This is a genomic window from Streptomyces sp. NPDC056479 (assembly GCF_042795335.1).
Taxonomy (GTDB): Bacteria; Actinomycetota; Actinomycetes; order Streptomycetales; family Streptomycetaceae; genus Streptomyces.
Map to the genome: position 1 here is coordinate 212,417 of NZ_JBHTRZ010000007.1, position 25,511 is coordinate 237,927.

Here is a 25,511-nt window from a genome sequence, read left to right on the forward strand (position 1 = left end):
GTGCAGACTGGAGGCATGACCGCGGCGGACACCGACATCGAGCGGCGCTGGGAGCTCATCCGCAGCAAGGGGCCCTACGGGATGCTCGCGGTCGCCACCCTGCTCGCGGTCGCCACCGCCGAACTGACGCCGGGCACGGCGGAGCGGAACACGGTCGCGGTGCTGGTGGCCGCCGGGTTCGCCCTCCAGCTGTGGTGGGGCCGGGCGAGCCGCACCCGCCCCGCCCCCTCGACCGCGGGCACGGTGTACTACGGCGTGCGCTGGGCGCTCGGCTTCGCGCTCACCTGGCTGAATCCGTTCTTCGCGTTCTACGCCGTCACCGGCTACTTCGACTCCGACGAGCTGCTCCCCGGCCGGCGGCTGCGGTGGATCGGCCCGTTCGCCTGCTCGATCGCCGTCTCGGGCTCGCAGGCCGGCGGGCTGCCGTTCCACGAGCCGGTGCAGTGGGCGTTGTTCGCCGCGCTCCTGGTGGTCAACAACGTCATCCTGACGGTCGTCGGCCACCTCACCCACCAGCAGGAGGAACGCTCCCGCGCCCGGGCCGAGACCATCGGCGAGCTCGAACGCACCAACGCGGCCCTGCAGCAGGCACTGGAGGAGAACGCCGCCCTCCACGCCCAACTCCTCCTCCAGGCCCGGGAGGCCGGCGTCGCCGACGAGCGCCGCCGGCTGGCCGCCGAGATCCACGACACCATCGCCCAGGGCCTGACCGGCATCATCGCCCAGCTCCAGGTCGTCGCGAACGCCCCCGACCTGCCCACGGCCCGCTCCCACCTCGACCGCGCCTCGGCCCTCGCCCGCCACAGCCTCGGCGAGGCCCGCCGCTCGGTGCACAACCTCGCCCCCGTGGCCCTGGAGAACGACGGACTTCCGCAGGCCCTGAAGAGCACGGTCGCCGAATGGACCGAACGGACCGGTGTCCCCGCCGAGTTCACGGCCACCGGCACGACCGAGCAGCTCCACGACGAGATCTCGGCGACGCTGCTGAGGATCGCCCAGGAGGCCCTCTCCAACGCCGCCCGGCACGCCCGCGCGACCCGCGTGGGCGTCACCCTCTCCTTCCTCGGCGACGAGGTCATCCTCGACATCCGCGACGACGGCCGGGGCTTCGACCCGCTGGCCCTTCCCGAGCGCAGCAGCAGCGGTGGCTTCGGCCTGGCGGGCATGCGCGCCCGCGCCGAGCGCGTGGCCGGCTGCCTCGCCGTCGAGTCCGAACCGGGACGGGGCACCGCCCTGTCGGCTCGCGTACCTTTGGTGCGCCATGAGTGACGAGGCGGCCATCTCCCTGTTGATCGTCGACGACCATCCCGTCGTACGGGACGGTCTGCGCGGCATGTTCGAGTCCGCGCCCGGCTTCGTCGTGCTCGGCGAGGCGGCGAGCGGCGAGGAGGCCCTGGAGCGGGCCGGTGAACTCGACCCCGACGTGATCCTGATGGACCTGCGCATGCCGGGCGGCGGCGGGGTCCGGGCCATCGCCCACCTCACCCGCACCGGCGCCCGCGCCAAGGTCCTCGTGCTGACCACGTACGACACCGACTCCGACACCCTCCCCGCCATCGAGGCGGGGGCGACGGGCTATCTGCTGAAGGACGCCCCGCGCGACGAGCTGTTCACGGCGGTCCGGGCCGCCGCCGAGGGCCGTACGGTCCTCTCCCCGGCCGTCGCCTCCCGGCTGGTCTCCGCCGTCCGCACCCCCAAGGCCCCCGGAAACGAGCCCCTCTCCGCCCGCGAGCGCGAGGTGCTGGCCCTGGTCGCCAAGGGCACCTCCAACCGGGAGATCGCCCGCGAGCTCTTCATCAGCGAGGCGACCGTGAAGACCCACCTCACCCACCTGTACGCCAAGCTGGGCGTGAACGACCGCGCGGCGGCGGTCGCGACGGCGTACGAGCGGGGAATCCTCGGCTAGCTAACCGGGGTAGGGCAACAGACCGGCGGCGATCCGCTCCCAGGACGCCCTCAGTTCCGCGAGCAGCTCCGGCCTGTCGGGTGCCAGATCGGCCTGCTCGCGCTGGTCGGCGCCGAGGTCGTAGAGGTGGTCGGTGCCCTTCTCGTCCCGGTAGTACTTCCAGTCACCGCGCCTGAGGGCCCGGTTGGCGCGCACCCGCCAGAACAGGTCCCGCTCCGGCAGCTCCCTGCCGCGCAGCAGGTAGCCCGCGAGGCTGGTGCCGTCCAGGGGGTACGCCGGGTCGGGCCGCGCTCCGCCCAGCTCCAGCAGGGTCGCCGTCCAGTCGGGGGAGAAGACCGGCTCGTCGCTGACCTGCCGGCCGTCGACGCGGGCGGGCCAGCGCAGGATCGACGGGACCCGGATGCCGCCCTCCAGCAGCACGAACTTCTCGCCGCTGAGCGGCCAGTTGTAGGAGTAGCGCTCGCCGCCGTTGTCGCTGGCGAACAGCACGACGGTGTTGTCCTCCTGCCCCGACCGGCGCAGGGCGTCGAGCACCTCGCCGACGGCCGCGTCCAGGCTCTCCACCATCTGCGTGTACTTCTCGACCGAGCCGCCGTCGTAGTGGTTGAGCGCCCTGCCGACCTCCGCCTGGCTCTTCGCGGCCCGGATCTTCGCCTCGATCTCGGCGCCGGTCTCCTCGTCGCCCTCCGCGAGCCAGGGCCAGTGCGGGGTGGTGAAGTTCAGGTTCAGCAGCCAGGGCCTGTCGTGGTCCCGGCCGACGTACTCGACGGCCCGCTCGGTCAGCACGGTCGTGTAGTAGCGCAGGTCCTTGTACTCGGCGTCGCCCTCGTAGAGGTCGTAGGCGCCGAGCTGGCCGAGCTTGGAGAAGTACTCCAGGACGCCGCCGAAGTTGCCGAAGAACTCGTCCCAGCCGGACTTGGTGGGGCTGTGGTCGGGCAGCCAGCCGCAGTGCCACTTGCCGATGAGCGCGGTGGCGTATCCCGCCTTCTTCAGCAGGGAGGCCAGGGTGGGGTGGTTCGGGTCCAGGCCCTGCGTCCTGCTGGCGATGGGCTCCGCGAGACCGCCCGGCGTACGGCCCGGGTACCGCCCGGTGTACAGGCTGAACCGGGTCGGGGAGCAGGTCGCCGAGCCGGAGTACGCGTTCGTGAACCGCACCCCCTGGCGGGCCAGCCGGTCCAGGTTCGGGGTCCTGATGTGCGGGGCGCCGTACGAGGAGAGGTCGGCCCAGCCCAGGTCGTCGCCGAGGATGACGAGGAGGTTGGGGCGCTTGCCGGAGGCGGCGGGGCGGGCCTTGAAGGGGTGCTCGGCGGGGGCGGCTGCGGCGGCCTCGGCGGCGGTGGTCGCAGCGGCGACGGCGGTCACGGCACCGCCGCCGACGAGACCACCGAAGGCACGGCGGGATATCTCGGGCATGTGCGTCAGTCGATCAGCGCGCCGACGTCAGGACCAGGAATCCGACGCGGATTTCATGACCTTGAAACGCTGCCTCAATGCCCCGCCAGGTTGTAGCAGTGACTCGCCCCGTTGTCTCAATGACCTGAGACGCCGTCTCGGTCGACCCGCAGCAACAGCACCGCCCGCGCCGGCACCGTGATCGCCGCCCCCGCACGGTGCTCCACCCCCGGTGCCTCCGCCTGCTGCTCGCGCGAGGTGTCGACGACGACCTCGTAGCGCTCCGCCCACGGCGGCCCCGGCAGCATGAAGCTCACCGGCCGGTCCCCGGCGTGCAGTACGGCCAGGAAGCTGTCGTCGACTATCGGCGCCCCGCGCTCGTCCCGGCCCGGGATGTCCCGCCCGGACAGATACATGCCCAGCGTGTCGGCGGGCGCGTACCAGTCCCGTTCCGTCATCTCCGTGCCGCGCGCGGTGAACCAGGCAAGATCCCGCAGCCCGTCGGCCGAGTGCGCCCGCCCCGAGAAGAAGGCCCGGCGACGCAGCACCGGATGCCGGTGCCGCAGCTCGATCAGCCGGGAGGTCAGGTCGAACAGCGCCTTCCAGCCCGGTTCCGCCAGCAGCCCCCAGTCCAGCCAGCTGATCTCGTTGTCCTGGCAGTAGGCGTTGTTGTTGCCGCGCTGTGTGCGGCCCAGCTCGTCGCCCGCGACCAGCATCGGCACACCCGTAGACAGCAGCAGGGTCGTCAGCAGGTTCCGCAGCTGCCGGCGCCTGAGCGCCCGTACCCGCTCGTCGTCCGTCCTGCCCTCGGCACCGCAGTTCCAGGCCCGGTTGTCGTTCGAGCCGTCCCGGTTGCCCTCGCCGTTCGCCTCGTTGTGCTTGCGCTCGTACGACACCAGGTCCCGCAGCGTGAAACCGTCGTGCGCGGTCACGAAGTTGACGGAGGCGTACGGGCGGCGCCCTCCCCACGCGTACAGGTCGCTCGACCCCGACAGCCGGTAGCCCAGATCCCGCACGTCGGGCAGCGCGCCCCGCCAGAAGTCCCGCACGGCGTCGCGATAGCGGTCGTTCCACTCCGTCCACAGCGGCGGGAATGCGCCCACCTGATAGCCGCCCGACCCCACGTCCCACGGCTCGGCGATCAGCTTCACCCGCCGCAGCACCGGGTCCTGCGCGATGACGGCGAGAAACGGCGAGAGCATGTCGACGTCGTGCATGGAGCGGGCCAGCGCGGCGGCCAGGTCGAAGCGGAAGCCGTCCACGCCCATCTCGGTCACCCAGTACCGCAGCGAGTCGGTGATGAGCCGCAGGACATGCGGCTGGACGACGTGCAGGGTGTTCCCGCAGCCGGTGTAGTCCGCGTACCTGCGCGCGTCCGACTGCAACCGGTAGTACCCCCGGTTGTCGATGCCCTTCAGCGACAGCGTCGGGCCCAGCTCGCCCGCCTCCGCCGTGTGGTTGTAGACGACGTCGAGGATGACCTCGATGCCGGCCGCGTGCAGCGCGCGGACCATGCGCTTGAACTCGCCGACCTGCTGACCCGTCGTACCGGACGCGGCGTACGCGGCGTGCGGGGCGAAATAGCCGATGGAGTTGTAGCCCCAGTAGTTGCGCAGGCCCTTGCGCAGCAGATGGTCCTCGTGCGCGAACTGGTGCACCGGCAGCAGCTCGACGGCCGTCACGCCCAGCTTGACGAGGTGCTCGATCGCCGCGGGGTGCGCGAGACCGGCGTATGTGCCCCGCAGTTCCTCCGGGATCCCGGGATGCAGCTTCGTGAACCCCCGCACATGCACCTCGTAGATCACCGAGTCCGCCCACGGTGTCTTCGGCCGGCGGTCGTCCGCCCAGTCGTCGTCATCGTGGACGACCACGCCCTTGGGGACGTACGGCGCAGAGTCCCGCTCGTCGCGCACGGTGTCCGCGACATGCTGCTGAGGCCAGTCGCGGACATGCCCGTACACCTCCGGCGGCAGGCTGAAGTCGCCGTCCACCGCCCGGGCGTACGGGTCGAGCAGCAGCTTCGCCGGGTTCCAGCGGCCGCCGGTCCACGGGTCCCAGCGGCCGTGCACCCGGTAGCCGTAGCGCTGGCCGGGCATCACACCCGGCACGAAGCCGTGCCAGATCTCGTGCGTCAGTTCGGTCAGCCGGGCCCGGGTCTCCTTGCCCTGCTCATCGAACAGGCAGAGCTCGACCGCCTCGGCCCCGCCCGCCCACAGCGCGAAGTTGGTGCCCGCCACCCCGTCCGGGCCGACCCGGAAGCGGGCGCCGAGCGGCACGGGCGTGCCCGGCCACACGGGCACGGCAGGGGCCTTGTGCCGCACGCCGTTCACGACGGCGGCCGGGCGCCCCTCCTCAGCGGCGACCGCCCCGGCCACCGCCTCCTGCTCGGCTGCGCTCGACACCTGTGGCCTCCCACGGCTCACGGACCACACCATGTGGAAAGAGAGCCGCGGTCGTCCCTGGCCGCGGCTCCCCGTCGCGTCGTCCTCCCAAGGTTCTGCCCACCCGCTGGCTCGCACTCACGTTTCCCCAGGGCCACCCCGGTCGTTGGGGTCTTCGTGAGGCACGTACAAGGGCGCGCGCGGCGCGCGGGGGCCGCGTTGGCCGCCGTACTGACATGGGCAGGACTGCTGGCCGGGGCCGTCGGCTGTACCTCTGACGGCGGCATCGGCGACACGCTGGGCAAGGCACCGGCACCCGAGGACGTCATCAGGGTCACACCCGACGACGGCTCCAAGGGCGCACGCCCCGACGACAAACTGCTCGTCCGGGTGCCCAGCGGACGACTGGAATCGGTGAAGGCCGTCAGCTCCCAGGACGCCCAGGAGACCCCGGTGCCCGGGCACATCTCCAAGGACGGCCTGCGCTGGGAGCCCGACGATCCCAGGCTCGCGCTGGCCGCCAGATACACGATCGACGCGGTGGCCACCGACGGCCACGGGCGCCGCAGCGCACGGCACACGACCTTCACCACGTACGTCCCCGACAAGCGGTTCATCGGATACGTCGCCCCCGAGAACCGCTCCACCGTCGGCACCGGAATGATCGTCTCCCTGGAGTTCAACCGGGAGATCACGAACCGGGCCGCCGTCGAACGCGCCGTCCGGGTCATCGCCGAGCCGGCCGTGGAGATCCGCCCGCACTGGTTCGGCAAGTCGCGCCTCGACTTCCGTCCCAGGGACTACTGGAAGCCCGGCACCCAGGTCACCGTCGCGCTGCGCCTGCGGGACGTCGAGGGCGCGCGGGGGGTCTACGGACTCCAGCACAAGACCTTCTCCTTCACCGTCGGCCGCCACCAGCTCTCCCTCGTCGACGCCAAGAAGCACACCATGGAGGTCCGCCGCGAGGGTGACCTGCTCGCGAGCGTCCCGATCACGGCCGGCGCCCCGAAGATGACCACCTACAACGGCAAGATGGTCGTCACCGAGATGCTCGAACTGACCCGGATGAACGGCGCCACGGTCGGCTTCAAGAAGAAGGACGGCAAGGGCGAGTACGACATCCCGGACGTCCCGCACGCCATGCGGCTGACCAACTCCGGCACCTTCCTGCACGGCAACTACTGGGCGGACGCCTCGATCTTCGGGCAGAGCAATGTCAGCCACGGATGCGTCGGTCTCAGGGACGTCAAGGGCGGCAGTGCCGAGACCCCGGCCGGCTGGTTCTTCGACCGCAGCCTGATCGGAGACGTCGTCGAGGTCGTCCACAGCAATGACAAAAAGGTCGCTCCCGACAATGGGCTCGGAGGATGGAATATGGGCTGGAAGGAGTGGAAGGCAGGCAGTGCGGTGAAGTAATCCGACAGGGGGGTGAGTTGGGCGAGGTGCCCCACCGGCCGACCCTCGGCTGATGTTGGAACGGAACGGTGACAAACGCGCGGCGCCGACGCGCCTGGCCTTGTGGTTAATATGCGCCGATGCGCGCGGCATACGCGCGGGGGAGCGGGTCGGACCAGGCCCGGGGAGGGGAGTACGACTTTGAACGTGCGGCCGATATCGGGGGCGTCGGTTGACGGACGCGGACGCAGGAGCATGGGGCTGTCCGCGGTCGCGGTTGCGCTGCTGGTGACCGTCACCGCGTGCGGCGGGGGCAGCGGATCGGATTCGGGTGCCGGCGACGGCAAGGGCGGCGACGCCGGCACGGCGGAGGCCAAGAAGTCGCAGGCCGTCGTGACCATAGCCCCGGGGGACGGTGCCAAGTCCGTCGACACCAGCGGTGCGCTGAAGGTGACCGCGGCCAAGGGCAAGCTGACTTCGGTCGAGGTCAAGGATGCCAAGGGCGCCGCGATAGCCGGGAAGATATCCGGCGACGGGGGCACGTGGACGCCGTCCACGCACCTCGCCGCCGCCACGAAGTACACGGTGCACGCGGTCGCCAAGGACTCCGCGGGCCTGGAGGCCGCCAAGGAGGCCGACTTCACCACTCTGACGCCGAAGAACACCTTCCTCGGGCGCTTCACGCCGGAGGACGGCTCCAAGGTCGGCGTCGGAATGCCGTTCTCGCTTCGCTTCACCCGGGGCATCACCAACCCCGAGGACGTCGAGAAGGCGATCACCGTCAAGACCGAGCCGGCCGTCGAGGTCGCGGGCCACTGGTTCGGCAACGACCGCCTCGACTTCCGTCCCGAGAAGTACTGGAAGCCCGGTACGAAGGTCACGGTCGAGCTCAATCTCGACGGCGTCGAGGGCCGCCCCGACGTCTACGGCGAGCAGGACAAGAAGGTCACCTTCACGATCGGCCGCAACCAGGTCTCGGTCGTCGACGTGAAGACCAAGAAGATGAAGGTCACGCAGGACGGCAAGGTCATCAAGACCATCCCCGTCACCACCGGCAAGCCCGGGTACGACACCTGGAACGGCCAGATGGTCATGACCGAGAAGTTCGTCGAGACCCGGATGAACGGCGACACGGTCGGCTACGACGGCGAGTACGACATCGACGACGTCCCGCACGCCACCCGCCTGACCGACTCCGGCACCTTCATCCACGGCAACTACTGGGGCGGCGGCGCCTTCGGCAACTACAACGCCAGCCACGGCTGCATCGGCCTGCGCGACGTCAAGGGCGCGTGGGACAAGGGCACCCCGGCCGCGTGGTTCTTCAACCACTCGATGATCGGCGACGTGGTGGTCGTGAAGAACTCCGCCGACGCGACGGTGGCTCCGGAGAACGGCCTCAACGGCTGGAACATGTCGTGGGAGAAGTGGAAGGCGTAACTCCCGCAGGACGGCGTACGGCCCCGGTGCACGACCTCGATGTGAGGTACGGCACCGGGGCCGTCGCCGTTGGTCCCCGTGCTGTGCTCGCCTGGGGGGCAACCCCCAGTTCCCCGGCCGGGTGTGACTGACCGCACCTCACCGGTCGCCGTTAGTCCCCGTTAACCTGCCTCCATGACCGTGAATCTCGAAGTCGCCGAAGGTGTCGGTACCCTCCGTCTCGACCGCCCGCCCATGAACGCGCTGGACGTCGCCACCCAGGACAGGCTCAAGGAGCTCGCCGAGGAGGCGACCCGGCGTGACGACGTGCGGGCCGTGGTGATCTACGGCGGGGAGAAGGTGTTCGCGGCGGGCGCGGACATCAAGGAGATGCAGGCCATGGACCACGCGGCGATGGTCCTGCGCGCCCGGGCCCTGCAGGAGTCGTTCACGGCGGTGGCCCGGATCCCGAAGCCGGTGGTCGCGGCCGTGACGGGCTACGCGCTCGGCGGCGGCTGCGAGTTGGCGCTGTGCGCGGACTACCGGATCGCCGCGGACAACGCCAAGCTGGGCCAGCCGGAGATCCTGCTCGGCCTCATTCCGGGCGCGGGCGGCACCCAGCGGCTGGCCCGCCTGGTCGGCCCGTCGAAGGCGAAGGACCTGATCTTCACCGGTCGCATGGTGAAGGCCGACGAGGCGCGGGAGTTGGGCCTCGTGGACCGAGTCGTGGCGCCGGACCAGGTCTACGCCGAGGCACACGCGTGGGCGGCGATGCTGGCGCAGGGCCCGGCGATCGCCCTGCGCGCGGCGAAGGAGTCGATCGACACGGGTCTGGAGACGGACATCGAGACGGGCCTGGCGGTGGAACGCGGCTGGTTCGCCGGTCTGTTCGCGACGGAGGACCGGGAGCAGGGGATGCGGAGCTTCGTCGAGGAGGGGCCGGGCAAGGCCAAGTTCCTCTGAAAACTTCACCCTTGAAACTCACCCGAAGCACTTGCAATTGACGGGGTGTCTGATCCGGGGCGGTCCGGGGTCCCTCGATGGGGCGGTTTATGGGAGCCTTAAGGCAACCTTAAGCGTGTCTTGTCGAGGGAGCCCGTCGATTGCCGCCAGTTGACCCTTCGTCGCAGGTCGGGTGGGCTGTTGAGGGCTCCGAACTGCCCCAGTCATATGCCAACCGAGTGCTGCGGAATGAGGTCTTCCGGGGGGTGTATTCCTCGGGAACGGCCCCGGCGGGCGCCGCGGACGGCCATGATGGGGGCATGGCGGGGCTGGAGGGTGTCGAACACCCGCGGGGAAACGGCCGTGCGGCTGCGGCGCGCTGGTCGCCGGCGGTCGAGGACGAAGCTGCATCAAAGGCGCTGGAGCTGTTCGGCAATCCCACGGAGGCGGAGGTTCCGCTCCCGTCCCGCCCTGAGTCGGCCGCGACGGCACGCCGGCTGACCCAGGTGGTGGTGTTACGACAGTGGGGCCTGACTCCGAAGATGACGGAGGACGCGGTCCTGCTGGTCTCGGAACTGGTCGGCAACGCCGTCCGTCACACCGGCGCCCGCGTCTTCGGCCTCCGCATGCGCCGCCGCCGCGGCTGGATCCGCATCGAGGTCCGCGACCCGTCCCGCGGCCTGCCCTGTCTGATGCCGGTCCAGGAGATGGACATCAGCGGCCGGGGCCTGTTCCTGGTCGACAAACTCTCCGACCGCTGGGGCGTGGACCTGTTGCCGCGCGGCAAGACGACGTGGTTCGAGATGAGGGTGGCGGACCGCTGACGGTAGCCCCCGGCGGTCGCGCCGGCCAACTTCCCCTGGACCGACGGCTTCTACGGAGCTGCCCGCACGGATCCCCCACAGAATCCGCCCGGCCGCGATGCGGCACGATGAGCGCATGAACGGACAACGGGGAAGTACTGAAGGACCATCCCTCGCGGAAGTCGCCCGGCGACTCCTCGCGGCGGACACCGGTGACTGGACACCGGACGGCGTCCGGGCCTTGGCGGCCGAGCTCGGCTGGGCCTGGGACGGCACGCCGGACAAGCCTGTACTGATCACCGGCCGGTCCTCGGGCGATGCCCGACTGCGTCCGGTCGGCACATACGAAGAGCGTTACGTCGACGGCGAGTCGTACGTGGAACTCGCGGTCCCGTTGGCGACGGCAGCACCGGACGCCGTGGCGCAGGCCGCCGCCTTCCGCGCCGCCAAGGAGGAATTGACCACGGCGCTGGGCGAACCGTCCATCATGGGTTCGCACGGCGACATGGGTCCCTTCTACGACAGCGGACCGCTGTGGGGCGCCCCCTTCGTGCGCTGGCGCGGCAGGCCCGACACCCTGGAGCTGCGCGCCGGGAAGTCGGGGCCGGAGCTGGTCCTGCAGCCCACAGACCCGGCGGAGAACTGGTTCTGGCGTCAAGGCATCGGCGAGGAGCACGCGATCAGCGGCTTCTTCGGCAGCAATCGTGACCGGGCCAACGCCGGCCTCGGCTTCCCCGGCGGCTGGACCGCCCGTAGCTGGGAGACCGTCACCCGGTCGCTGAGCGACTTCCTGGGGGCACTGCCCGCCGAGGCCACCGCCCTTGGCATCAGTGTCGGGATGCCGTTCTACGGCCGCACCGGCTCTGACGCGCCCATCCTTTTCGACGTGACGTGCGGCGAGCGGCTGTCGATCGGCTGTTTCGCCCCGGACGGCGTCGACCCGGCCGCACTCGGCTGGGGCACCGTCGCCCAGCACCCGGGCACGGCCTCGATCTGGGGCGACGACGATCCGGTCTGGCGGGTGGACGCGGGCGGCCCCGGCGAACCGAAGGGCCGCGCACTCGCGGAGATGCTCGTGGCGACGGCACGGGCGGCAGGGGTGAGCGATCCGACCGACCTGATCATCGGCGGCGAAGCCGAGTACGTGGCCGGATACCACGTCAGGTACTACGGGCTGGGCCTCCCGACCGGCTGAGCCGTGCCCCGCCCCCCAGGGATGGGACGGAGAGGGGCGAGGGGCGGTGGGAGGCGGTGGGTCGACGACCCGCAATGGCGCTAATCGGGTAAATCTCGTGATTTTCCGTGCAATCCTCATTAAATGGTCCGAGATCATTGGCGCCCGCCCCGCTCCCGCCCCCCGCCAACGCCACACCCCACCGGAAGACCTGCCGATGAACCTCAAACATCGCCCCCTCCTCACCACCCTGGCCCTCCTCGCACTCACCGCCTGCGGCACCGAGTCCGTCGGGAACAGGGACCGTGCCGAAGAACGTCGCGGTACCAAGGCCGCCATCCCCGCCCCGGTGAAGGAGGAGACCGTCAAGGGCCTCCCCGGCATGCCCCCCGTCCTCGACCCGAAGGACGTCTACGCCGCCGACCGCCCGAACCAGCTCTCCCCGGTCGTCAAGGACTTCCCGTCCCGCGTCTACGTCCCCAACAGCGAGTCGGACACCGTCTCCGTCATCGACCCGACGACGTACGAGGTCATCGAGACCATCCCCGTCGGCGGCCAGCCCCAGCACGTCGTCCCGTCCTGGGACCTGAAGACCCTCTGGGTCAACAACAACCGCGGCCACACCCTCACCCCCATCGACCCGAAGACCGGCAGGGCGGGCAGGGAGGTCGAGGTCCACGACCCCTACAACCTCTACTTCACCCCCAACGGCAGGTACGCCATCGTCATGGCCTCCCTCGACCGCGAGCTCGTCTTCCGTGACCCCCACACCATGGAGCGGATCAAGACCGAGCCGGTCACCTGCTACGGCGTCAACCACGCCGACTTCTCCCTCGACGGCCGGTACTTCATCGTCTCCTGCGAGTTCAGCGGCGAACTGCTGAAGGTCGACACCGAGCAGATGAAGGTCGTCGCGCAGCAGAAGCTCCCCTTCGACGGCGCCATGCCGCAGGACGTCAAGATCTCGCCCGACGGCAAGCGGTTCTACATCGCCGACATGATGGCCCACGGCATGTGGGTGCTGGACGGCGACAAGTTCACCACGCCCAGCTTCCTGCCCACCGGCAAGGGCTGCCACGGTCTCTACGTCAGCCGCGACTCACGCGAGATGTACGTCTCCAACCGTGGCGAGGGCACGGTCTCCGTCTTCGACTTCACCCGCAACCAGCTCACCAAGAAGTGGCAGCTCCCCGAGGGCGGCAGCCCCGACATGGGCGGTGTCTCCGCCGACGGCAAGGTGCTGTGGCTGTCGGGACGCTACGACTCCGAGGTGTACGCCATCGACACCGGCACCGGCGCCGAACTGGCCCGCATCCCCGTCGGCGCGGGCCCGCACGGCCTCGCCGTCTACCCGCAGCCGGGCCGCTACTCCCTCGGCCACACCGGCATCTTCCGCTAACTGCCTACCGGGCGTGCAGCAACGCCTCAGAGCCCACCGGCCGGTACCCGGCCTCCAGGAACGCCCGCATGCTGCGGGCGTTCCCCAGTGCCACCTGCGCCCACAGCGGCTCGGTGACGAGTTGCCGGGCCGCGGTCACCAGCAGCCGCCCCAGCCCCCGGTGCCGTACCGCCTCGTCCACCTCGACCGACACCTCCAGCCGTCCCGCGACCCCGCGCCCCATCACCAGAACCCCGCCCTCCGCGGCCCACGCGCGCACCTCGTCGCGCCGGCCGCGGGCGTAGCCGATCCGGGGGTGGCCCGCGTCCTCGATCTCCCGCAGCGCGAGCGGCGGTTCGCCGGGCAGCGGGGCACCGACCAGGACCGCGTCGATCGTCTCGGCCTTGCGCCCCGTCCGCTCCATGAGGGCCGCGAGGAAGCTCGGGTTCATCGGCGCGGCCAGCGCGTCGCAGTCCACGCCGTGCAGGGTGTCGTACACCCACGCCGGATCCTCGTCGGTGAACACGACGGAGTGCGCGGTGAAAGCGAGGACGCCCGCGTTCCGGGGCGAGGGCTGGGGCACGACGGTCGTACGGCCGTCCGCGGGCGGGAAGGCACCCCGCGCGACCGCGTCCAGAATGTCCCGCAGGCTCCGCTCCGCCACGGCCGTCATCGTCGCGCTCCTTGAGTCTCCACCCACTGACTGACCGGTGGTCGCCGCACTGGAGGCGCACGTGGCCGGTTAATCTGACTTCCGTCAGCAAGACATCAAGGTACGACGAAAAGGGGCGGATCGGTGGCGCAGATCGACATCGAGGAAGCACGCAAGCAGTTCGAGCGCATCGATGCGGACGGTGACGGCACCATCACCGCCGCCGAGTTCAAGTCCGCTCTGGCCCAGGGCGGCGACTGGAACGTCACCGAGTCCGTCGCCGAGGCGATCATCAAGAGCCGCGACCTCAACGGCGACAAGCTCCTGTCGTTCGACGAGTTCTGGGCCCACCTGAGCAAGTGACGCCCCACGAAGGGGCGCCCTCCCTGAGAGGAAGGGCGCCCCTTCGTCATGCGTTCTCGGCCCACTCCCGCAGTGCGGCCTTGCTGGCGAAGTTCGCCACGTTCTTGTCCAGCGGGTCGTCCGTGTACTGGTGGAAGCGCCACTTGGCCTGGATGCGGGGCTTGCCCGCGGTCACGTAGTCGGCGATCCAGAGGCCGTCACCGGCGTATGACGTCGTGTCGACATTGAGCCAATAGTGCCGGTTTGCATAGAGAATGACCGGATTGTTCGGTCGCTTCTCCTTCAGCTTCCGGATGAACAGGTCCTTCTCCGCGTTGCTCGCGTGTGTTCCCTCGCTCGTCGTCTCCCAGTCGACGGCGAGGATGTCGCCCGCCTTCTCGGGGGCCTTGCCGACGAAGTAGTCGGCCTGGGCGGAGAGGTTGCCGGGCCAGAGGAAGTGGTAGAAGCCGACGACCAGGCCGGCGTCGCGGGCGCGTTTTGTCTGGGCGGTGAGTTTGGGATTGATGTAGGAGCGGCCCTCCGTGGCTTTGATGAAGACGAAGGAGAGGCCGTCGGTGGCGTAGGAGGAGGACTGGTACGCGCTGACATCGATGCCGCGGATCATGGGGGGACTCCCGGAAGTGCCGGTGGGGGGAGAGGAGTTGGACTGGGTGTATGCCCCACCGTGGCACGGCTGACGCGTACCTGACGTGGAATTGTCAACATTCGATGATGTTGACCGCCAGCCCTCCCCGCGCCGTCTCCTTGTACTTGACCGACATGTCGGCGCCGGTGTCCTTCATGGTCTTGATGACCTTGTCCAGGGACACCTTGTGGGAGCCGTCGCCGCGCATCGCCATGCGGGCCGCGGTGACCGCCTTGACCGCGGCCATGCCGTTGCGCTCGATGCAGGGGATCTGGACCAGACCGCCGACGGGGTCGCAGGTGAGGCCGAGGTTGTGCTCCATGCCGATCTCGGCGGCGTTCTCCACCTGTTCCGGGCTGCCGCCGAGGACCTCGGCGAGGGCACCCGCCGCCATCGAGCAGGCCGAGCCGACCTCGCCCTGGCAGCCGACCTCGGCGCCGGAGATGGACGCGTTCTCCTTGAAGAGCATGCCGATCGCGCCCGCGGCCAGCAGGAAGCGGACCACCCCGTCCTCGTCCGCGCCGGGCACGAAGTTGATGTAGTAGTGCAGGACCGCGGGGATGATGCCCGCCGCGCCGTTCGTCGGGGCCGTCACGACGCGGCCGCCGGCGGCGTTCTCCTCGTTCACGGCCATCGCGTAGAGCGTGATCCACTCCATGGCGAGCGCCTTCGGGTCGCCCTCGGAGCGCAGCTTGCGGGCGGTGTTCGCGGCCCTGCGGCGGACCTTCAGACCGCCCGGCAGGATGCCCTCGCGTGCCATGCCGCGTGCCACGCACTCCCGCATCACCCGCCAGATCTCCAGCAGGCCCTCGCGGATCTCCTCCTCCGAGCGCCAGGCGCGCTCGTTCTCCAGCATCAGCGAGGAGATCGACAGGCCCGTCTCCTGCGTCAGGCGCAGCAGTTCGTCGCCCGTGCGGAAGGGGTACTTCAGGACGGTGTCGTCGAGTTTGATGCGGTCCGCGCCGACCGCGTCCTCGTCGACGACGAAGCCGCCGCCGACCGAGTAGTACGTCTTGGACAGAAGCTCGGTGCCGGAGGCGTCGTAGGCCCAGAGGGTCATGCCGTTCGCGTGGTACGGCAGGGCCTTGCGGCGGTGCAGCACGAGGTCCTTGTCGAAGTCGAAGGGGATCTCTTGCTCGTCGAGGAGCCTCAGGCGGCCCTCCGACTTGATCTTCTCGACCCGTTCGTCCGCCCCCTCCACGTCCACCGTGCGCGGCGAGGCGCCCTCGAGACCGAGCAGTACGGCCTTCGGGGTGCCGTGGCCGTGGCCGGTCGCGCCGAGCGAGCCGTACAGCTCGGTGCGTATGGACGCCACCGAGGGGACCACGCCCTCGTTGCGCAGGCGGTGGGCGAACATGCGTGCCGCGCGCATCGGGCCGACCGTGTGGGAGCTGGACGGGCCGATGCCGATCGAGAACAGGTCGAAGACCGAGATGGCCACGGGGAACTCCTCAATACGGGGTGGTGCGGAGGGTTTCCGCGGGGTGCCCCGCCCGCTCACTGACCAGTGTGCGGGACACCCCACAAAAAGGAACTACTTGTTCAGACCGGGGTACAGCGGGTGCTTGTCGGCGAGCGCCTTGACCCGGGCCTTGAGCGCGCCCGCGTCGTAGGACGGCTTGAGCGTCTCGGCGATGACGTCCGCGACCTCGGCGAAGTCCTCGGCCGTGAAGCCTCGGGTGGCCAGGGCGGGCGTGCCGATGCGCAGGCCCGACGTCACCATCGGCGGGCGCGGGTCGTTCGGGACGGCGTTGCGGTTGACCGTGATGCCGACCTCGTGGAGGCGGTCCTCGGCCTGCTGGCCGTCCAGCTCGGACTCACGCAGGTCGACGAGGATCAGGTGCACATCCGTGCCGCCGGACAGCACGTTCACGCCGGCCTCGCGGGCGTCGGCGGCCGTGAGCCGCTCCGCGAGAATGCGGGCGCCGTCGACCGTGCGGCGCTGGCGCTCCTTGAACTCCTCGCTGGCGGCGACCTTGAAGGACACCGCCTTGGCCGCGATCACATGCTCCAGGGGGCCGCCCTGGAAGCCCGGGAAGACGGACGAGTTCAGCTTCTTCGCGAAGTCCTTCTTGGCCAGGATGATGCCGCCGCGCGGGCCGCCCAGCGTCTTGTGCGTCGTGGAGGTGACCACGTCCGCGTACTCGACCGGGTTCGGGTGCAGGCCCGCCGCGACCAGACCGGCGAAGTGGGCCATGTCGACCCACAGGTACGCCTCGACCTCGTCGGCGATCCGGCGGAACTCGGCGAAGTCCAGCCGGCGCGGGTAGGCCGACCAGCCGGCGATGATCACCTTGGGCTTGTGCTCCTTGGCGAGCTTCTCGACCTCGGCCATGTCGACCAGGCCGGTCTCGGTGTCCACGTGGTACGGGACGACCTTGAACTGCTTGCCGGAGAAGTTCAGCCGCATCCCGTGCGTGAGGTGGCCGCCGTGCGCCAGGTCCAGGCCGAGGATGGTGTCGCCGGGCTGGGCCAGCGCGAACAGCGCGGCCTGGTTGGCCGAGGCGCCCGAGTGCGGCTGCACGTTGGCGTACTCGGCGCCGAACAGCTCCTTGACCCGGTCGATGGCGATCTGCTCGGCGACGTCGACGTGCTCGCAGCCGCCGTAGTAGCGGCGGCCGGGATAGCCCTCGGCGTACTTGTTGGTGGCGACCGAGCCCTGTGCCTCCATCACCGCGACCGGCGCGAAGTTCTCGGAGGCGATCATCTCCAGGGTGGACTGCTGACGCTCCAGCTCGGCGTCGAGCGCGGCGGCGATCGCCGGGTCCAGCTCGTGCAGGGGTGCGTTCAGAAGGGACTTGTCAGACATGGGGGCAGACATAAGGGATACGACTCCTCAGCCGGCGGTGTGGGTGACGTACTCGTCGGCGGAGAGCAGGTCGGCCGGCTCCTCCGTGATCCGTACCTTGAACAGCCAGCCGCCCTCGAAGGGCGCGGAGTTCACCAGCGCCGGGTCGTTCACCACGTCCTCGTTGATCTCGGTGATCTCACCGGTGACCGGGGAGTACAGGTCCGACACGGACTTGGTCGACTCCAGCTCGCCGCAGGTGTCACCCGCGGTCACCGTCGAGCCGACCTCGGGGAGCTGGGCGTAGACGACATCGCCGAGCGCGTTGGCCGCGAACTCCGTGATGCCGACCGTCGAGACGCCGTCCTCGGCGGCCGACAGCCACTCGTGCTCCTTGCTGTAGCGCAGCTGCTGGGGGTTGCTCATGGCCTGAATTCTCCTGTACGCGCGGGAGTGGTGGTGAATGGGGGACTGAGGGAAACGTGTCTGAGCAGCGGAAATGTGCGCAGAGTCACGCGCTCGCCGCTGTCAGTCTCTACTTCTGGCGTTACTTCTGCCGCTTGTAGAACGGCAGCGCGACGACCTCGTACGGCTCATGGCTGCCGCGGATGTCCACGCCGACTCCGGCCGTGCCCGGCGCCGAGTGCGCGGCGTCGACGTACGCCATGGCGATGGGCTTGCCCAGGGTGGGGGAGGGCGCGCCGGAGGTGACCTCGCCGATGACCTCGCCGCCGGCGACGACCGGGTACCCGGCACGCGGGACGCGACGCCCCTCGGCGACCAGGCCGACCAGGACGCGCGGGGGGTTCGCCGAGGCGCGGGCGGCGGCCTCGGTCAGCGCCTCGCGCCCGACGAAGTCGCCCTCCTTCTCGAACTTCACCACCCGGCCGAGCCCGGCGTCGAAGGGGGTGAGGGAGGTCGTCAGCTCATGGCCGTACAGCGGCATCCCCGCCTCCAGGCGCAGGGTGTCGCGGCAGGACAGTCCGCAGGGGACCAGGCCGGCGCTCTCGCCCGCCTTGGTCAGCGCCTGCCACAGCTCGACGGCGTGCTCCGGCTTCACGAACAGCTCGAAGCCGTCCTCGCCGGTGTAGCCCGTGCGGGCGATGAGCGCGGGGACGCCGGCGACGGTGCCGGGCAGGCCGGCGTAGTACTTCAGGCCGTCGAGGTCGGCGTCGGTCAGCGACTTCAGGATGCCCGGGGACTCGGGGCCCTGTACGGCGAGCAGCGCGTACCCGTCCCGGTCGTCCCGCACCTCGGCGTCGAAGCCGGCGGCACGCTCGGTGACCGCGTCCAGCACGACCTGGGCGTTGGAGGCGTTGGCGACGATCATGTACTCGGTCTCGGCGAGCCGGTAGACGATCAGGTCGTCGAGGATGCCGCCGTCGGCCTGGCAGATCATGGTGTAGCGGGCGCGGCCGACGCCGATCGAGGCGATGTTGCCGACGAGGGCGTGGTTCAGCAGGTCGGCGGCCTGCGGGCCGGTGACGGTGATCTCGCCCATGTGGGAGAGGTCGAACAGGCCGGCCCTGGTGCGTACGGCGTTGTGCTCGTCGCGCTCGGAGGCGTAGCGCAGGGGCATGTCCCAGCCGGCGAAGTCGGTCATCGTCGCGCCGAGCGAGCGATGCAGGGCATCGAGCGCGGTACGGCGGGGTTCAGTGCTGCTCATCGGACGGATGTCTCCCAAGGCATGACGGGCGAGGTCGTTCCTCCCCATCTGTCATCGGAACCTGAGAGGTTCGCCACGACCGCCACGGGGACGATCACGGGTTGCACCTTGGGTGGAGCCACGCCCGTTCTCGAAGAGTGGGGCGGCTCGCTTTTCAGATGTGCCTCGCCCGCGCGGTAACGGGGCCTGAGAGATTCAAGGGAGGGACTTGCTCCTTCGGCGCCCCAGCGATGCACTGCTGGGGACTCTCCCGCGCGGATTCAAACGGCCGGTATGCAGTTGGCGCGCACATCATTGCATGCCGGGCCCGGTCGGGGGCAGGCCATGTCTGTAACCGGCTTGTGGCAGGAAGCGAACGAAAAAGGAAGAGATCCTCTATTACCTTCTCTTTACGCTCAGTGGGGATGGGGAATCCTGACCCCGGAGGAGGACGATGACGGTGAACCGCACCACGGCGTATGCGACGACCTCGGGCCTTGCGCTGCCCAAGCAGCCCGCCGCCCCGGCCGCCGAGGCCCGCGCCATGTGCCCCGCGCCCGTGGTCCGTGATCTGCGCGAGCGCTCGGGCCACAGCCCGCACGCGCTGCTCTTCGGTCCCAAGGACCTCGTCGTCATCACCGGTCTGCCCGGCAGCGGCAAGTCCACGCTGATGCGGCGGACGGTGAAGGGCACCCGTATCGACTCCCAGGACACCCGGGACCGCTGGGACGCCCGGATGCCGGGCTTCCTCCCCTACGCCTTCTACCGCCCCCTGGTCCGCCTCGCCCACTACGCCGGACTGCGCCGCGTCCTGCGTACCGGCGAGGGCGTCGTCGTGCACGACTGCGGGACGCAGACCTGGGTGCGCGCCTGGCTGGCCCGCGAGGCCCGCCGCCGCGGCGGCACCCTCCACCTGCTGCTCCTCGACGTGACCCCCGGTACCGCGCTGGAGGGCCAGCGAGAGCGAGGCCGAGGCGTCTCGCGCTACGCCTTCCTACGCCACCGCACGGCCGCCTCCCGCCTGCTGCGCTCGGTGGCCAAGGGCGACCTGCCACCGGGATGCGGCTCGGCGGTACTGCTGGACCGGGACGCGGCGGATGTGCTCCGGCGGATCGGGTTCGCGGGCTGAGTGGCCCCGGGCGGGCGGGCGGCTCTCGGTCGGCGCTGCCGCCCCGCACTGCCTCGGAGGACTGTCGCCGACGCGGCGAGGTGTCTCGCGGTAGGCCTTTCTGCGCCATCGCGGGCCGGCTGGTGTGCCGGGTCGGGGCGCTGCGGACCGGGTCGCGGGGTGGCTGTGAGCGGGAGCGGGCGGTCGTTGGCGGTCGGGCTGCCCCGGTCTGGCTGCCTGTCCGCTGCGCCCGGCCAGGATGTGGCGGATCGGGTTCACGGCGTGAGAGGCCCCGGCCGGGGCGAGCGGCCGTCGGTCGGGGCTGCCGCCTCGCACGGCCTCGGAAGGCTGTCGCCGACGCGGCGAGGTGGCTTGCGGTAGGCCTTTCTGTGCCATCGCGGGCCGGCGGCTGGGCCGGGTCGGGGCGCGGCGGGTTGGGATCACGAGGTGAGTGCCGTAAGCGGGGCCGAGCGGCGGTAGACGAAGGCGTCCGGGTGGTGGACGGAGTGGTGGGCTGACCGGTCGTATTCGGTGGATGACCGCCCGTAGGGCTGCGTCGGTCGGACACCGGCTAGCCTTTTGGGTCTCAGACGTGGTTCACAGCAGGCGGTCACACAGATGGACTTCGCAGCGGATCTCCCCGCGGACTTCCCGGCATCGGCACACCCCCATCCGCACGGCGGTTGGCCCGGCAACGAGTTGGAGGAGGTGCTCTCGGCCTCCCTCGGCCTGCCCTCGGCGGGCGGGAGGATCCTCGAGGTGCTCGGCCGCAGCTTCGTCTGGGTGCCCCTGCCCAGCGGCGGCGGCCCGCACAGCGGCCCGCTTGACCTGCCCACGGTGGAGATCGAGGGCCAGGGATACGTCCCGGTCTTCAGCTCCGAGGAGCAGTTCCGCCAGGTCGTCGGCGCCCACATGTCGTACACGATCGCCCCGGCCGTGGAGTTCGCCCGCGGTCTGCCCCCGCACCTGGGCATCGCCCTGAACCCGGACGGCGTGGTCGGCGTCCCGCTGCCCCCGGCCGCGGTCGCCGAGCTCTGCCGGGTGGGTCGCACCTCGCTGGACGGCCTCACCTCCGGCGGCCGCGTCAAGCTCTACGAGCCCAACTGGCAGGACGACCCGATCGACTTCCTCGCGGCGGCGTCGGCCACGTTCGCCGAGACCGGCGTGGTCACGACGGCCCGTCGCTGTCTGGCGGCCGTCGAGACGGCCGACCCGGTGATGTTCATCGGCGTGGAACTCTCCCACTGGGAGGGCGACTTGCGCGCCGCACCCATGGACGCCCTCGCCCGCGCCCTGAGCCGCGCACCGGTGGCGTGGCCGGTCAACCTGGTGCTGCTCGACGTGGCCCAGGACCCGGTGATCGAGTGGATGCGGGCGAAGGTACGGCCCTTCTACCAGCGAGGCTAGGCGAAGCGCCCCGACAGGGGCGCGGGGAACTGCGCGAGCAACCACGAACGACCCGCGGCCGCGCTGTGGCAGCAAGTTCCGAGCTCCTGGCCGGGCTTAAGCTAGGGGCACAGTGCGGGCAAGGTGTTGTACGGAGGGGCGGTAGAAAGTGAGCGCTGGCACAACCTCGACCGGTCAGGTCGAGCACATGCTGCGCCAGGTGACCCCCGGGCGCTACGACGCCTACGAGGCACTCCTGCGCGCGCTCGCGACCCCGAACGGCGGCCAGATCTGGATGCTGCTGTGGCACGGCCAGGCCGGCTCCCCGGACGCCCAGTACGGAAACATGGAGGTCGACGGCTACGGCTACGCCCCCTGCGTCACCTCCGCCCAGGAGCTGTCGGCCAGCGGCTGGAACCGCAGCTACGAAGTGGTCGACGGAGCGGACGCGGCCCGCGCCCTCTACCCGGACCACTACGGCCTCTGGCTGAACCCGCACGCCCCGGGCGGCGGCGTCGGCATCCCCTGGCTCGACCTGCGCCGCATCGCCACCGGCCTGGACCGCCAGCCCGCCGGACCGCTGCGCCTGTCGGAGCCCGGCATCGAGATCCCGCAGTTCTACGCCCTGCTCGCGCAGAACGCCCACCGCACCCCTGCCGTCCGCTCCCTGCGCCGCGCCTGGGTGCAGCCGGCGCTCGGCGCGCCGTATCTCGCCATCGGGCTCGACGTGTACGACACCAGCCCGCCCGCGGTGGACTCGGTCCGCTCGATGATGCTCCAGTCGATCGGCGCGGTCCCGGACGGGCTGCCCGTCTCGACCGTGGCGATGTCCGACGACGACGATCCGGTCGCGATGTGGATGCGGGCGGAGGCCCGTCCGTTCTACGACCGCGAGGCACACGCCGCTCCCGCGCAGGCCCCCGCGGGTGGCTACGGTTACCCTCCGGCACAGGGCCGTTACTGATCATTTGACGCGCTAACCTACCGTTCAGTCGGCATCCCGACTTCGTAGGTGCATGCGTCCGCTGACTGCGGTTTCATAGGCGTATCTCCGCGCGTAGATGCGATCGGAAGGTCCCGGTCCGCCCTCATACGCCCCAACTGGCACCCGTCCGCCGATCGTTACCCGCTGTTCGGATAACGGAACCCCCCAGACAGCATCACGGTTGCGCATCCTTTCCCCGCCAGCTCTGGCAACAGATCGCCAATGCGTTGAAGACTCCCCGCAAGACACGGGCCGGTCGGTCCTGTGTACGAGATAAAGCAACCGCTACAGCGGCAGCAAGGGGGTCGGCAACCGTCGGCCGAGAGGGGTCAATCTCACCGTGACCGCACCGATCGAGACAACGGGAGCGGAGGCCGAAGCGCAGCCCGAGGCCGTGCTCGCCGGAGTCAAGAAGAGCCAGATCGAGGGGCGTTCGCTCACCCAGATCGCCTGGATGCGCTTCAAGCGCGACAAGGTCGCGATGGCCGGTGGCATCGTCGTCATCTGCCTCGTGCTCATGGCAGTGCTCTCCAAGCCGATCCTGTGGGTGTTCGACCTCGACCCCAACCAGTTCAACCAGGACCTGATCGACCCGGCCCTGCTCGCCCCCAAGGGCGGCTGGGGCGGGATGAGTTGGGACCACCCGCTGGGCGTCGACCCCCAGTACGGCCGCGACATGCTCGCCCGCATCATCGACGGCTCCTGGGTGTCGCTGCTGGTCGCGGGCGGCGCCACGATGCTGTCCGTGTGCATCGGCACGGTGCTCGGTGTGATCGCCGGCTACTACGGCGGCTGGATCGACAGCGTCATCAGCAAGCTGATGGACACCTTCCTGGCGTTCCCGCTGCTGCTGTTCGCGATCTCGATCTCCGCCTCTGTGCAGGACGGTTTCTTCGGACTCGACGGCCTTCCGCTGCGCATCTGTGTGCTGATCTTCGTGATCGGCTTCTTCAGCTGGCCGTACATCGGCCGTATCGTGCGCGCGCAGACCATGAGCCTGCGCAAGCGGGAGTTCATCGAGGCCGCCACCAGCCTGGGCGCGCGGGGACCGTACGTCCTGTTCCGCGAGTTGCTCCCCAATCTCGTCGCGCCGATCCTCGTCTACTCGACGCTGATCATCCCGACGAACATCCTCTTCGAGGCCGCGCTGAGCTTCCTCGGAGTCGGCATCGCTCCGCCGCAGGCCTCCTGGGGCGGCATGCTCAGCAACGCTGTGGATCTCTACACAGCGGATCCGCAGTACATGTTCGTGCCCGGACTGGCGATCTTCGTCACCGTCCTGGCGTTCAACCTGCTGGGTGACGGGCTGCGTGACGCCCTTGACCCTCGCAGCAAGTGATCAATCGATAGAGGGGGCTTTCCTCAGGTGAAGACGAGAAGGGTGACCGCCGCCATCGCGTCGGTCCTGGCGCTCTCGCTGGGTGCTGCAGCGTGTGGTGGCGGAGATGACAACGACAGCAACGGCGGAGGCAACGGCAAGAAGGATGCCGCGCTGACCTCCATCGTGAACGCGTCGGACAAGAAGGGAGGCACGGTCACGTACGAGCACTCGGACGTGCCGGACTCCCTTGACCCGGGCAACACGTACTACGGCTGGGTGCAGAACTTCTCCCGTCTCTACGCGCGTGCCCTCACCACGTTCAAGCCGGCAGCCGGCAAGGAAGGCCTCGAGGTCGTCCCCGACCTGGCGGAATCCCTCGGCACCCCCAGCGCGGACGCCAAGACCTGGACGTACAAGCTTCGCAAGGGCGTGAAGTTCCAGGACGGTACGCCGATCACGTCCAAGGACGTGAAGTACGCCATCGAGCGCTCCAACTTCGCGCCCGAGGCGCTGTCCAACGGTCCGACCTACTTCAAGGCGTACCTGGACGGCGGCGACAAGTACAAGGGCCCGTACAAGGACAAGTCCGCCGACGGTCTGAAGTCCATCGAGACGCCGGACGACAGCACGATCGTCTTCAAGCTGAAGGCGCCGTTCGCGGACTTCGACTACCTGGCGACGTTCTCGCAGACGGCTCCGGTGCCGCAGGCCAAGGACACCGGCGCGAAGTACGTGCAGAACATCGTGTCCTCCGGCCCGTACCAGTTCGAGTCCTACGAGGAGGGCCGTAGCGCCACCCTCGTCCGCAACAAGAACTGGGACGCCAAGACGGACCCGGTCCGCAAGGCGCTGCCGGACAAGATCTCGATCAAGTTCAAGGTCAACCCGGTGACGGTCGACAACGACCTGCTCTCCAACAAGATCACGGCCGACGCGGCGGGCACCGGTGTCCAGCCGGCGACCCAGCCGAAGGTCCTGGTCGGCAAGAACGCGGCCTCGACGGACGCTTCGTACGCCGGTGCGACGCAGTACATCGCGCTGAACGTCAACGTGAAGCCGTTCGACAACGCCGACTGCCGCAAGGCCGTGCAGTGGGCCGTCGACAAGAAGTCGGTCCAGGACGCCATCGGTGGTTCGCCGAAGGGTGACGTGGCGAGCACGCTGCTGCCCCCGTCGGTGAACGGCTACACCAAGTTCGACACCTACGCGACGGACGGCAACAAGGGCAACGTGGCCAAGGCCAAGGAAGCCCTGAAGGCGTGCGGCAAGCCGAACGGCTTCGACACGATCCTGACCGCGCGTTCCGACCGTCCCGCCGAGGTTGCGTCGGCCACGGCCGTCCAGGCCTCGCTGAAGAAGGTCGGCATCAACGTCGAGATCAAGCAGTTCCCCTCCGGCAAGTACTTCTCCAACTTCGCCGGTGTCCCGAGCTACGTCCACGACAACAAGCTCGGCATGCTCTCGATGGCGTGGGGTGCTGACTGGCCGACCGGCTTCGGCTTCCTCGACCAGATCGTCAACGGCGCGGCCATCAAGCCCTCCGGTGGCAACAACCTGATGGAGCTGGACGACCCGAAGATCAACAAGGCCCTGACGGACGCGATCGCCAACACCGACGACGCGGCCCGCACCAAGGCCTGGGGCGACATCGACAAGATGGTCATGGACAACGCCTCGGTCGTTCCGCTGATCTACCGCAAGAACCTGCTGTACCGGCCGGAGTCCGCGGCCAACGTCACGGTCACGCAGGCCTACCTCGGCATGTACGACTACCTGCTGATGAGTTCCACCAAGTAGTGACCAGCAAGGCCGGATCCCCCTGAAAGGCAGGTGAAGGCACTGGATGGC

At 69.7% G+C, this 25,511-nt stretch carries 22 protein-coding genes and 1 riboswitch; of the genes, 14 read left to right on the plus strand and 8 right to left on the minus strand.

What is annotated here, in order from left to right; translation table 11 throughout:
• Window positions 1–15: 15 nt before the first annotated feature.
• Window positions 16–1,269: a sensor histidine kinase gene (locus tag ACFQ6S_RS27255; RefSeq protein WP_383415022.1), complete on the plus strand. Its 1,254-nt coding sequence runs from the start codon at window positions 16–18 to the stop codon at window positions 1,267–1,269.
• Complete coding sequence (locus tag ACFQ6S_RS27260) at window positions 1,262–1,906, plus strand: response regulator (protein ID WP_383415024.1); 645 nt, start codon at window positions 1,262–1,264, stop codon at window positions 1,904–1,906. Before ACFQ6S_RS27255 ends, ACFQ6S_RS27260 begins: the two co-directional genes overlap by 8 nt.
• Here the strand turns inward: ACFQ6S_RS27260 and ACFQ6S_RS27265 are convergent, their stop codons facing one another.
• Both ACFQ6S_RS27265 and glgX read right to left on the minus strand, forming a co-directional pair.
• Window positions 1,907–3,319 (minus strand): sulfatase, encoded by a 1,413-nt coding sequence (locus tag ACFQ6S_RS27265; RefSeq protein WP_383415027.1) that lies wholly within the window; start codon window positions 3,317–3,319, stop codon window positions 1,907–1,909. It lies immediately after the preceding gene.
• Between the two features lie 116 nt (window positions 3,320–3,435).
• Complete coding sequence (gene glgX / locus ACFQ6S_RS27270; protein WP_383415029.1) at window positions 3,436–5,700, minus strand: glycogen debranching protein GlgX; 2,265 nt, start codon at window positions 5,698–5,700, stop codon at window positions 3,436–3,438.
• A 156-nt stretch (window positions 5,701–5,856) separates the two neighbouring features.
• On the opposite strand from glgX, the gene ACFQ6S_RS27275 reads away from it, so the two are divergent.
• The 6 genes from ACFQ6S_RS27275 (at window position 5,857) to ACFQ6S_RS27300 (ending at window position 12,811) form a co-directional block, all read left to right on the plus strand.
• Window positions 5,857–7,095 (plus strand): Ig-like domain-containing protein, encoded by a 1,239-nt coding sequence (locus tag ACFQ6S_RS27275; protein ID WP_383415032.1) that lies wholly within the window; start codon window positions 5,857–5,859, stop codon window positions 7,093–7,095.
• A 180-nt stretch (window positions 7,096–7,275) separates the two neighbouring features.
• Entirely contained in the window at window positions 7,276–8,514 is a 1,239-nt protein-coding gene (locus ACFQ6S_RS27280) for an Ig-like domain-containing protein (protein WP_383415034.1), read from the plus strand.
• A 174-nt stretch (window positions 8,515–8,688) separates the two neighbouring features.
• The gene (locus tag ACFQ6S_RS27285) at window positions 8,689–9,456 is read left to right on the plus strand and encodes an enoyl-CoA hydratase/isomerase family protein (RefSeq protein WP_383415037.1); all 768 of its coding nucleotides are present in this window, start codon (window positions 8,689–8,691) and stop codon (window positions 9,454–9,456) included.
• Between the two features lie 299 nt (window positions 9,457–9,755).
• Complete coding sequence (locus ACFQ6S_RS27290; protein WP_383415040.1) at window positions 9,756–10,259, plus strand: ATP-binding protein; 504 nt, start codon at window positions 9,756–9,758, stop codon at window positions 10,257–10,259.
• 115 nt (window positions 10,260–10,374) lie between these two features.
• Entirely contained in the window at window positions 10,375–11,433 is a 1,059-nt protein-coding gene (locus ACFQ6S_RS27295) for a hypothetical protein (RefSeq protein WP_383415042.1), read from the plus strand.
• 196 nt (window positions 11,434–11,629) lie between these two features.
• Window positions 11,630–12,811 carry a hypothetical protein gene (locus ACFQ6S_RS27300; protein ID WP_383415045.1) on the plus strand — a complete coding sequence of 394 codons (1,182 nt, stop codon included), beginning with the start codon at window positions 11,630–11,632 and terminating at the stop codon, window positions 12,809–12,811.
• Between the two features lie 4 nt (window positions 12,812–12,815).
• On the opposite strand, the gene ACFQ6S_RS27305 is transcribed toward ACFQ6S_RS27300, so the two are convergent.
• Complete coding sequence (locus tag ACFQ6S_RS27305) at window positions 12,816–13,463, minus strand: GNAT family N-acetyltransferase (protein WP_383415047.1); 648 nt, start codon at window positions 13,461–13,463, stop codon at window positions 12,816–12,818.
• Between the two features lie 123 nt (window positions 13,464–13,586).
• Between ACFQ6S_RS27305 and ACFQ6S_RS27310 the strand changes: the two genes are divergently transcribed.
• Entirely contained in the window at window positions 13,587–13,805 is a 219-nt protein-coding gene (locus ACFQ6S_RS27310; RefSeq protein ID WP_383415050.1) for an EF-hand domain-containing protein, read from the plus strand.
• 46 nt (window positions 13,806–13,851) lie between these two features.
• On the opposite strand, the gene ACFQ6S_RS27315 is transcribed toward ACFQ6S_RS27310, so the two are convergent.
• The 5 genes from ACFQ6S_RS27315 to gcvT form a co-directional block, all read right to left on the minus strand.
• Window positions 13,852–14,409, minus strand: a complete 558-nt coding sequence (locus ACFQ6S_RS27315) for a GH25 family lysozyme (RefSeq protein ID WP_383415053.1) — start codon at window positions 14,407–14,409, stop codon at window positions 13,852–13,854.
• A gap of 94 nt (window positions 14,410–14,503) precedes the next feature.
• Window positions 14,504–15,871, minus strand: a complete 1,368-nt coding sequence (locus ACFQ6S_RS27320) for an L-serine ammonia-lyase (RefSeq protein ID WP_383415056.1) — start codon at window positions 15,869–15,871, stop codon at window positions 14,504–14,506.
• 93 nt (window positions 15,872–15,964) lie between these two features.
• Entirely contained in the window at window positions 15,965–17,239 is a 1,275-nt protein-coding gene (glyA, locus tag ACFQ6S_RS27325; protein ID WP_383415059.1) for a serine hydroxymethyltransferase, read from the minus strand.
• 27 nt (window positions 17,240–17,266) lie between these two features.
• A complete protein-coding gene (gcvH, locus tag ACFQ6S_RS27330; RefSeq protein ID WP_383415062.1) occupies window positions 17,267–17,644 on the minus strand; it encodes a glycine cleavage system protein GcvH in 378 nt (125 codons plus the stop codon).
• Between the two features lie 121 nt (window positions 17,645–17,765).
• Window positions 17,766–18,884: a glycine cleavage system aminomethyltransferase GcvT gene (gene gcvT, locus ACFQ6S_RS27335; RefSeq protein ID WP_383415065.1), complete on the minus strand. Its 1,119-nt coding sequence runs from the start codon at window positions 18,882–18,884 to the stop codon at window positions 17,766–17,768.
• Window positions 18,885–19,048: 164 nt separating this feature from the next.
• Window positions 19,049–19,147: riboswitch (glycine riboswitch) on the minus strand.
• 170 nt (window positions 19,148–19,317) lie between these two features.
• Here gcvT and ACFQ6S_RS27340 point away from each other — a divergent pair.
• The 5 genes from ACFQ6S_RS27340 (at window position 19,318) to ACFQ6S_RS27360 (ending at window position 25,460) form a co-directional block, all read left to right on the plus strand.
• A complete protein-coding gene (locus ACFQ6S_RS27340) occupies window positions 19,318–19,992 on the plus strand; it encodes an AAA family ATPase (protein WP_383415068.1) in 675 nt (224 codons plus the stop codon).
• Window positions 19,993–20,589: 597 nt separating this feature from the next.
• Window positions 20,590–21,378 (plus strand): enhanced serine sensitivity protein SseB, encoded by a 789-nt coding sequence (locus tag ACFQ6S_RS27345; protein ID WP_383415071.1) that lies wholly within the window; start codon window positions 20,590–20,592, stop codon window positions 21,376–21,378.
• A gap of 148 nt (window positions 21,379–21,526) precedes the next feature.
• Entirely contained in the window at window positions 21,527–22,321 is a 795-nt protein-coding gene (locus tag ACFQ6S_RS27350; protein WP_383415073.1) for an enhanced serine sensitivity protein SseB C-terminal domain-containing protein, read from the plus strand.
• 361 nt (window positions 22,322–22,682) lie between these two features.
• A complete protein-coding gene (locus tag ACFQ6S_RS27355) occupies window positions 22,683–23,681 on the plus strand; it encodes an ABC transporter permease (protein WP_383415076.1) in 999 nt (332 codons plus the stop codon).
• Window positions 23,682–23,723: 42 nt separating this feature from the next.
• Window positions 23,724–25,460 (plus strand): ABC transporter substrate-binding protein, encoded by a 1,737-nt coding sequence (locus ACFQ6S_RS27360; protein WP_383415862.1) that lies wholly within the window; start codon window positions 23,724–23,726, stop codon window positions 25,458–25,460.
• Window positions 25,461–25,511 lie beyond the last annotated feature (51 nt).

What these genes read in the sequence shown, in the direction of transcription:
- ACFQ6S_RS27255 (WP_383415022.1), top strand. Translation starts at nt 16, where the DNA reads ATGACCGCGGCGGACACCGACATCGAGCGGCGCTGGGAGCTCATCCGC.
- ACFQ6S_RS27260 (WP_383415024.1), top strand. Translation starts at nt 1,262, where the DNA reads ATGAGTGACGAGGCGGCCATCTCCCTGTTGATCGTCGACGACCATCCC.
- ACFQ6S_RS27265 (WP_383415027.1), bottom strand. Translation starts at nt 3,319, where the DNA reads ATGCCCGAGATATCCCGCCGTGCCTTCGGTGGTCTCGTCGGCGGCGGT.
- ACFQ6S_RS27285 (WP_383415037.1), top strand. Translation starts at nt 8,689, where the DNA reads ATGACCGTGAATCTCGAAGTCGCCGAAGGTGTCGGTACCCTCCGTCTC.
- ACFQ6S_RS27290 (WP_383415040.1), top strand. Translation starts at nt 9,756, where the DNA reads ATGGCGGGGCTGGAGGGTGTCGAACACCCGCGGGGAAACGGCCGTGCG.
- ACFQ6S_RS27295 (WP_383415042.1), top strand. Translation starts at nt 10,375, where the DNA reads ATGAACGGACAACGGGGAAGTACTGAAGGACCATCCCTCGCGGAAGTC.
- ACFQ6S_RS27300 (WP_383415045.1), top strand. Translation starts at nt 11,630, where the DNA reads ATGAACCTCAAACATCGCCCCCTCCTCACCACCCTGGCCCTCCTCGCA.
- ACFQ6S_RS27305 (WP_383415047.1), bottom strand. Translation starts at nt 13,463, where the DNA reads ATGACGGCCGTGGCGGAGCGGAGCCTGCGGGACATTCTGGACGCGGTC.
- ACFQ6S_RS27315 (WP_383415053.1), bottom strand. Translation starts at nt 14,409, where the DNA reads ATGATCCGCGGCATCGATGTCAGCGCGTACCAGTCCTCCTCCTACGCC.
- glyA (WP_383415059.1), bottom strand. Translation starts at nt 17,239, where the DNA reads ATGTCTGACAAGTCCCTTCTGAACGCACCCCTGCACGAGCTGGACCCG.
- gcvH (WP_383415062.1), bottom strand. Translation starts at nt 17,644, where the DNA reads ATGAGCAACCCCCAGCAGCTGCGCTACAGCAAGGAGCACGAGTGGCTG.
- gcvT (WP_383415065.1), bottom strand. Translation starts at nt 18,884, where the DNA reads ATGAGCAGCACTGAACCCCGCCGTACCGCGCTCGATGCCCTGCATCGC.
- ACFQ6S_RS27340 (WP_383415068.1), top strand. Translation starts at nt 19,318, where the DNA reads ATGACGGTGAACCGCACCACGGCGTATGCGACGACCTCGGGCCTTGCG.
- ACFQ6S_RS27345 (WP_383415071.1), top strand. Translation starts at nt 20,590, where the DNA reads ATGGACTTCGCAGCGGATCTCCCCGCGGACTTCCCGGCATCGGCACAC.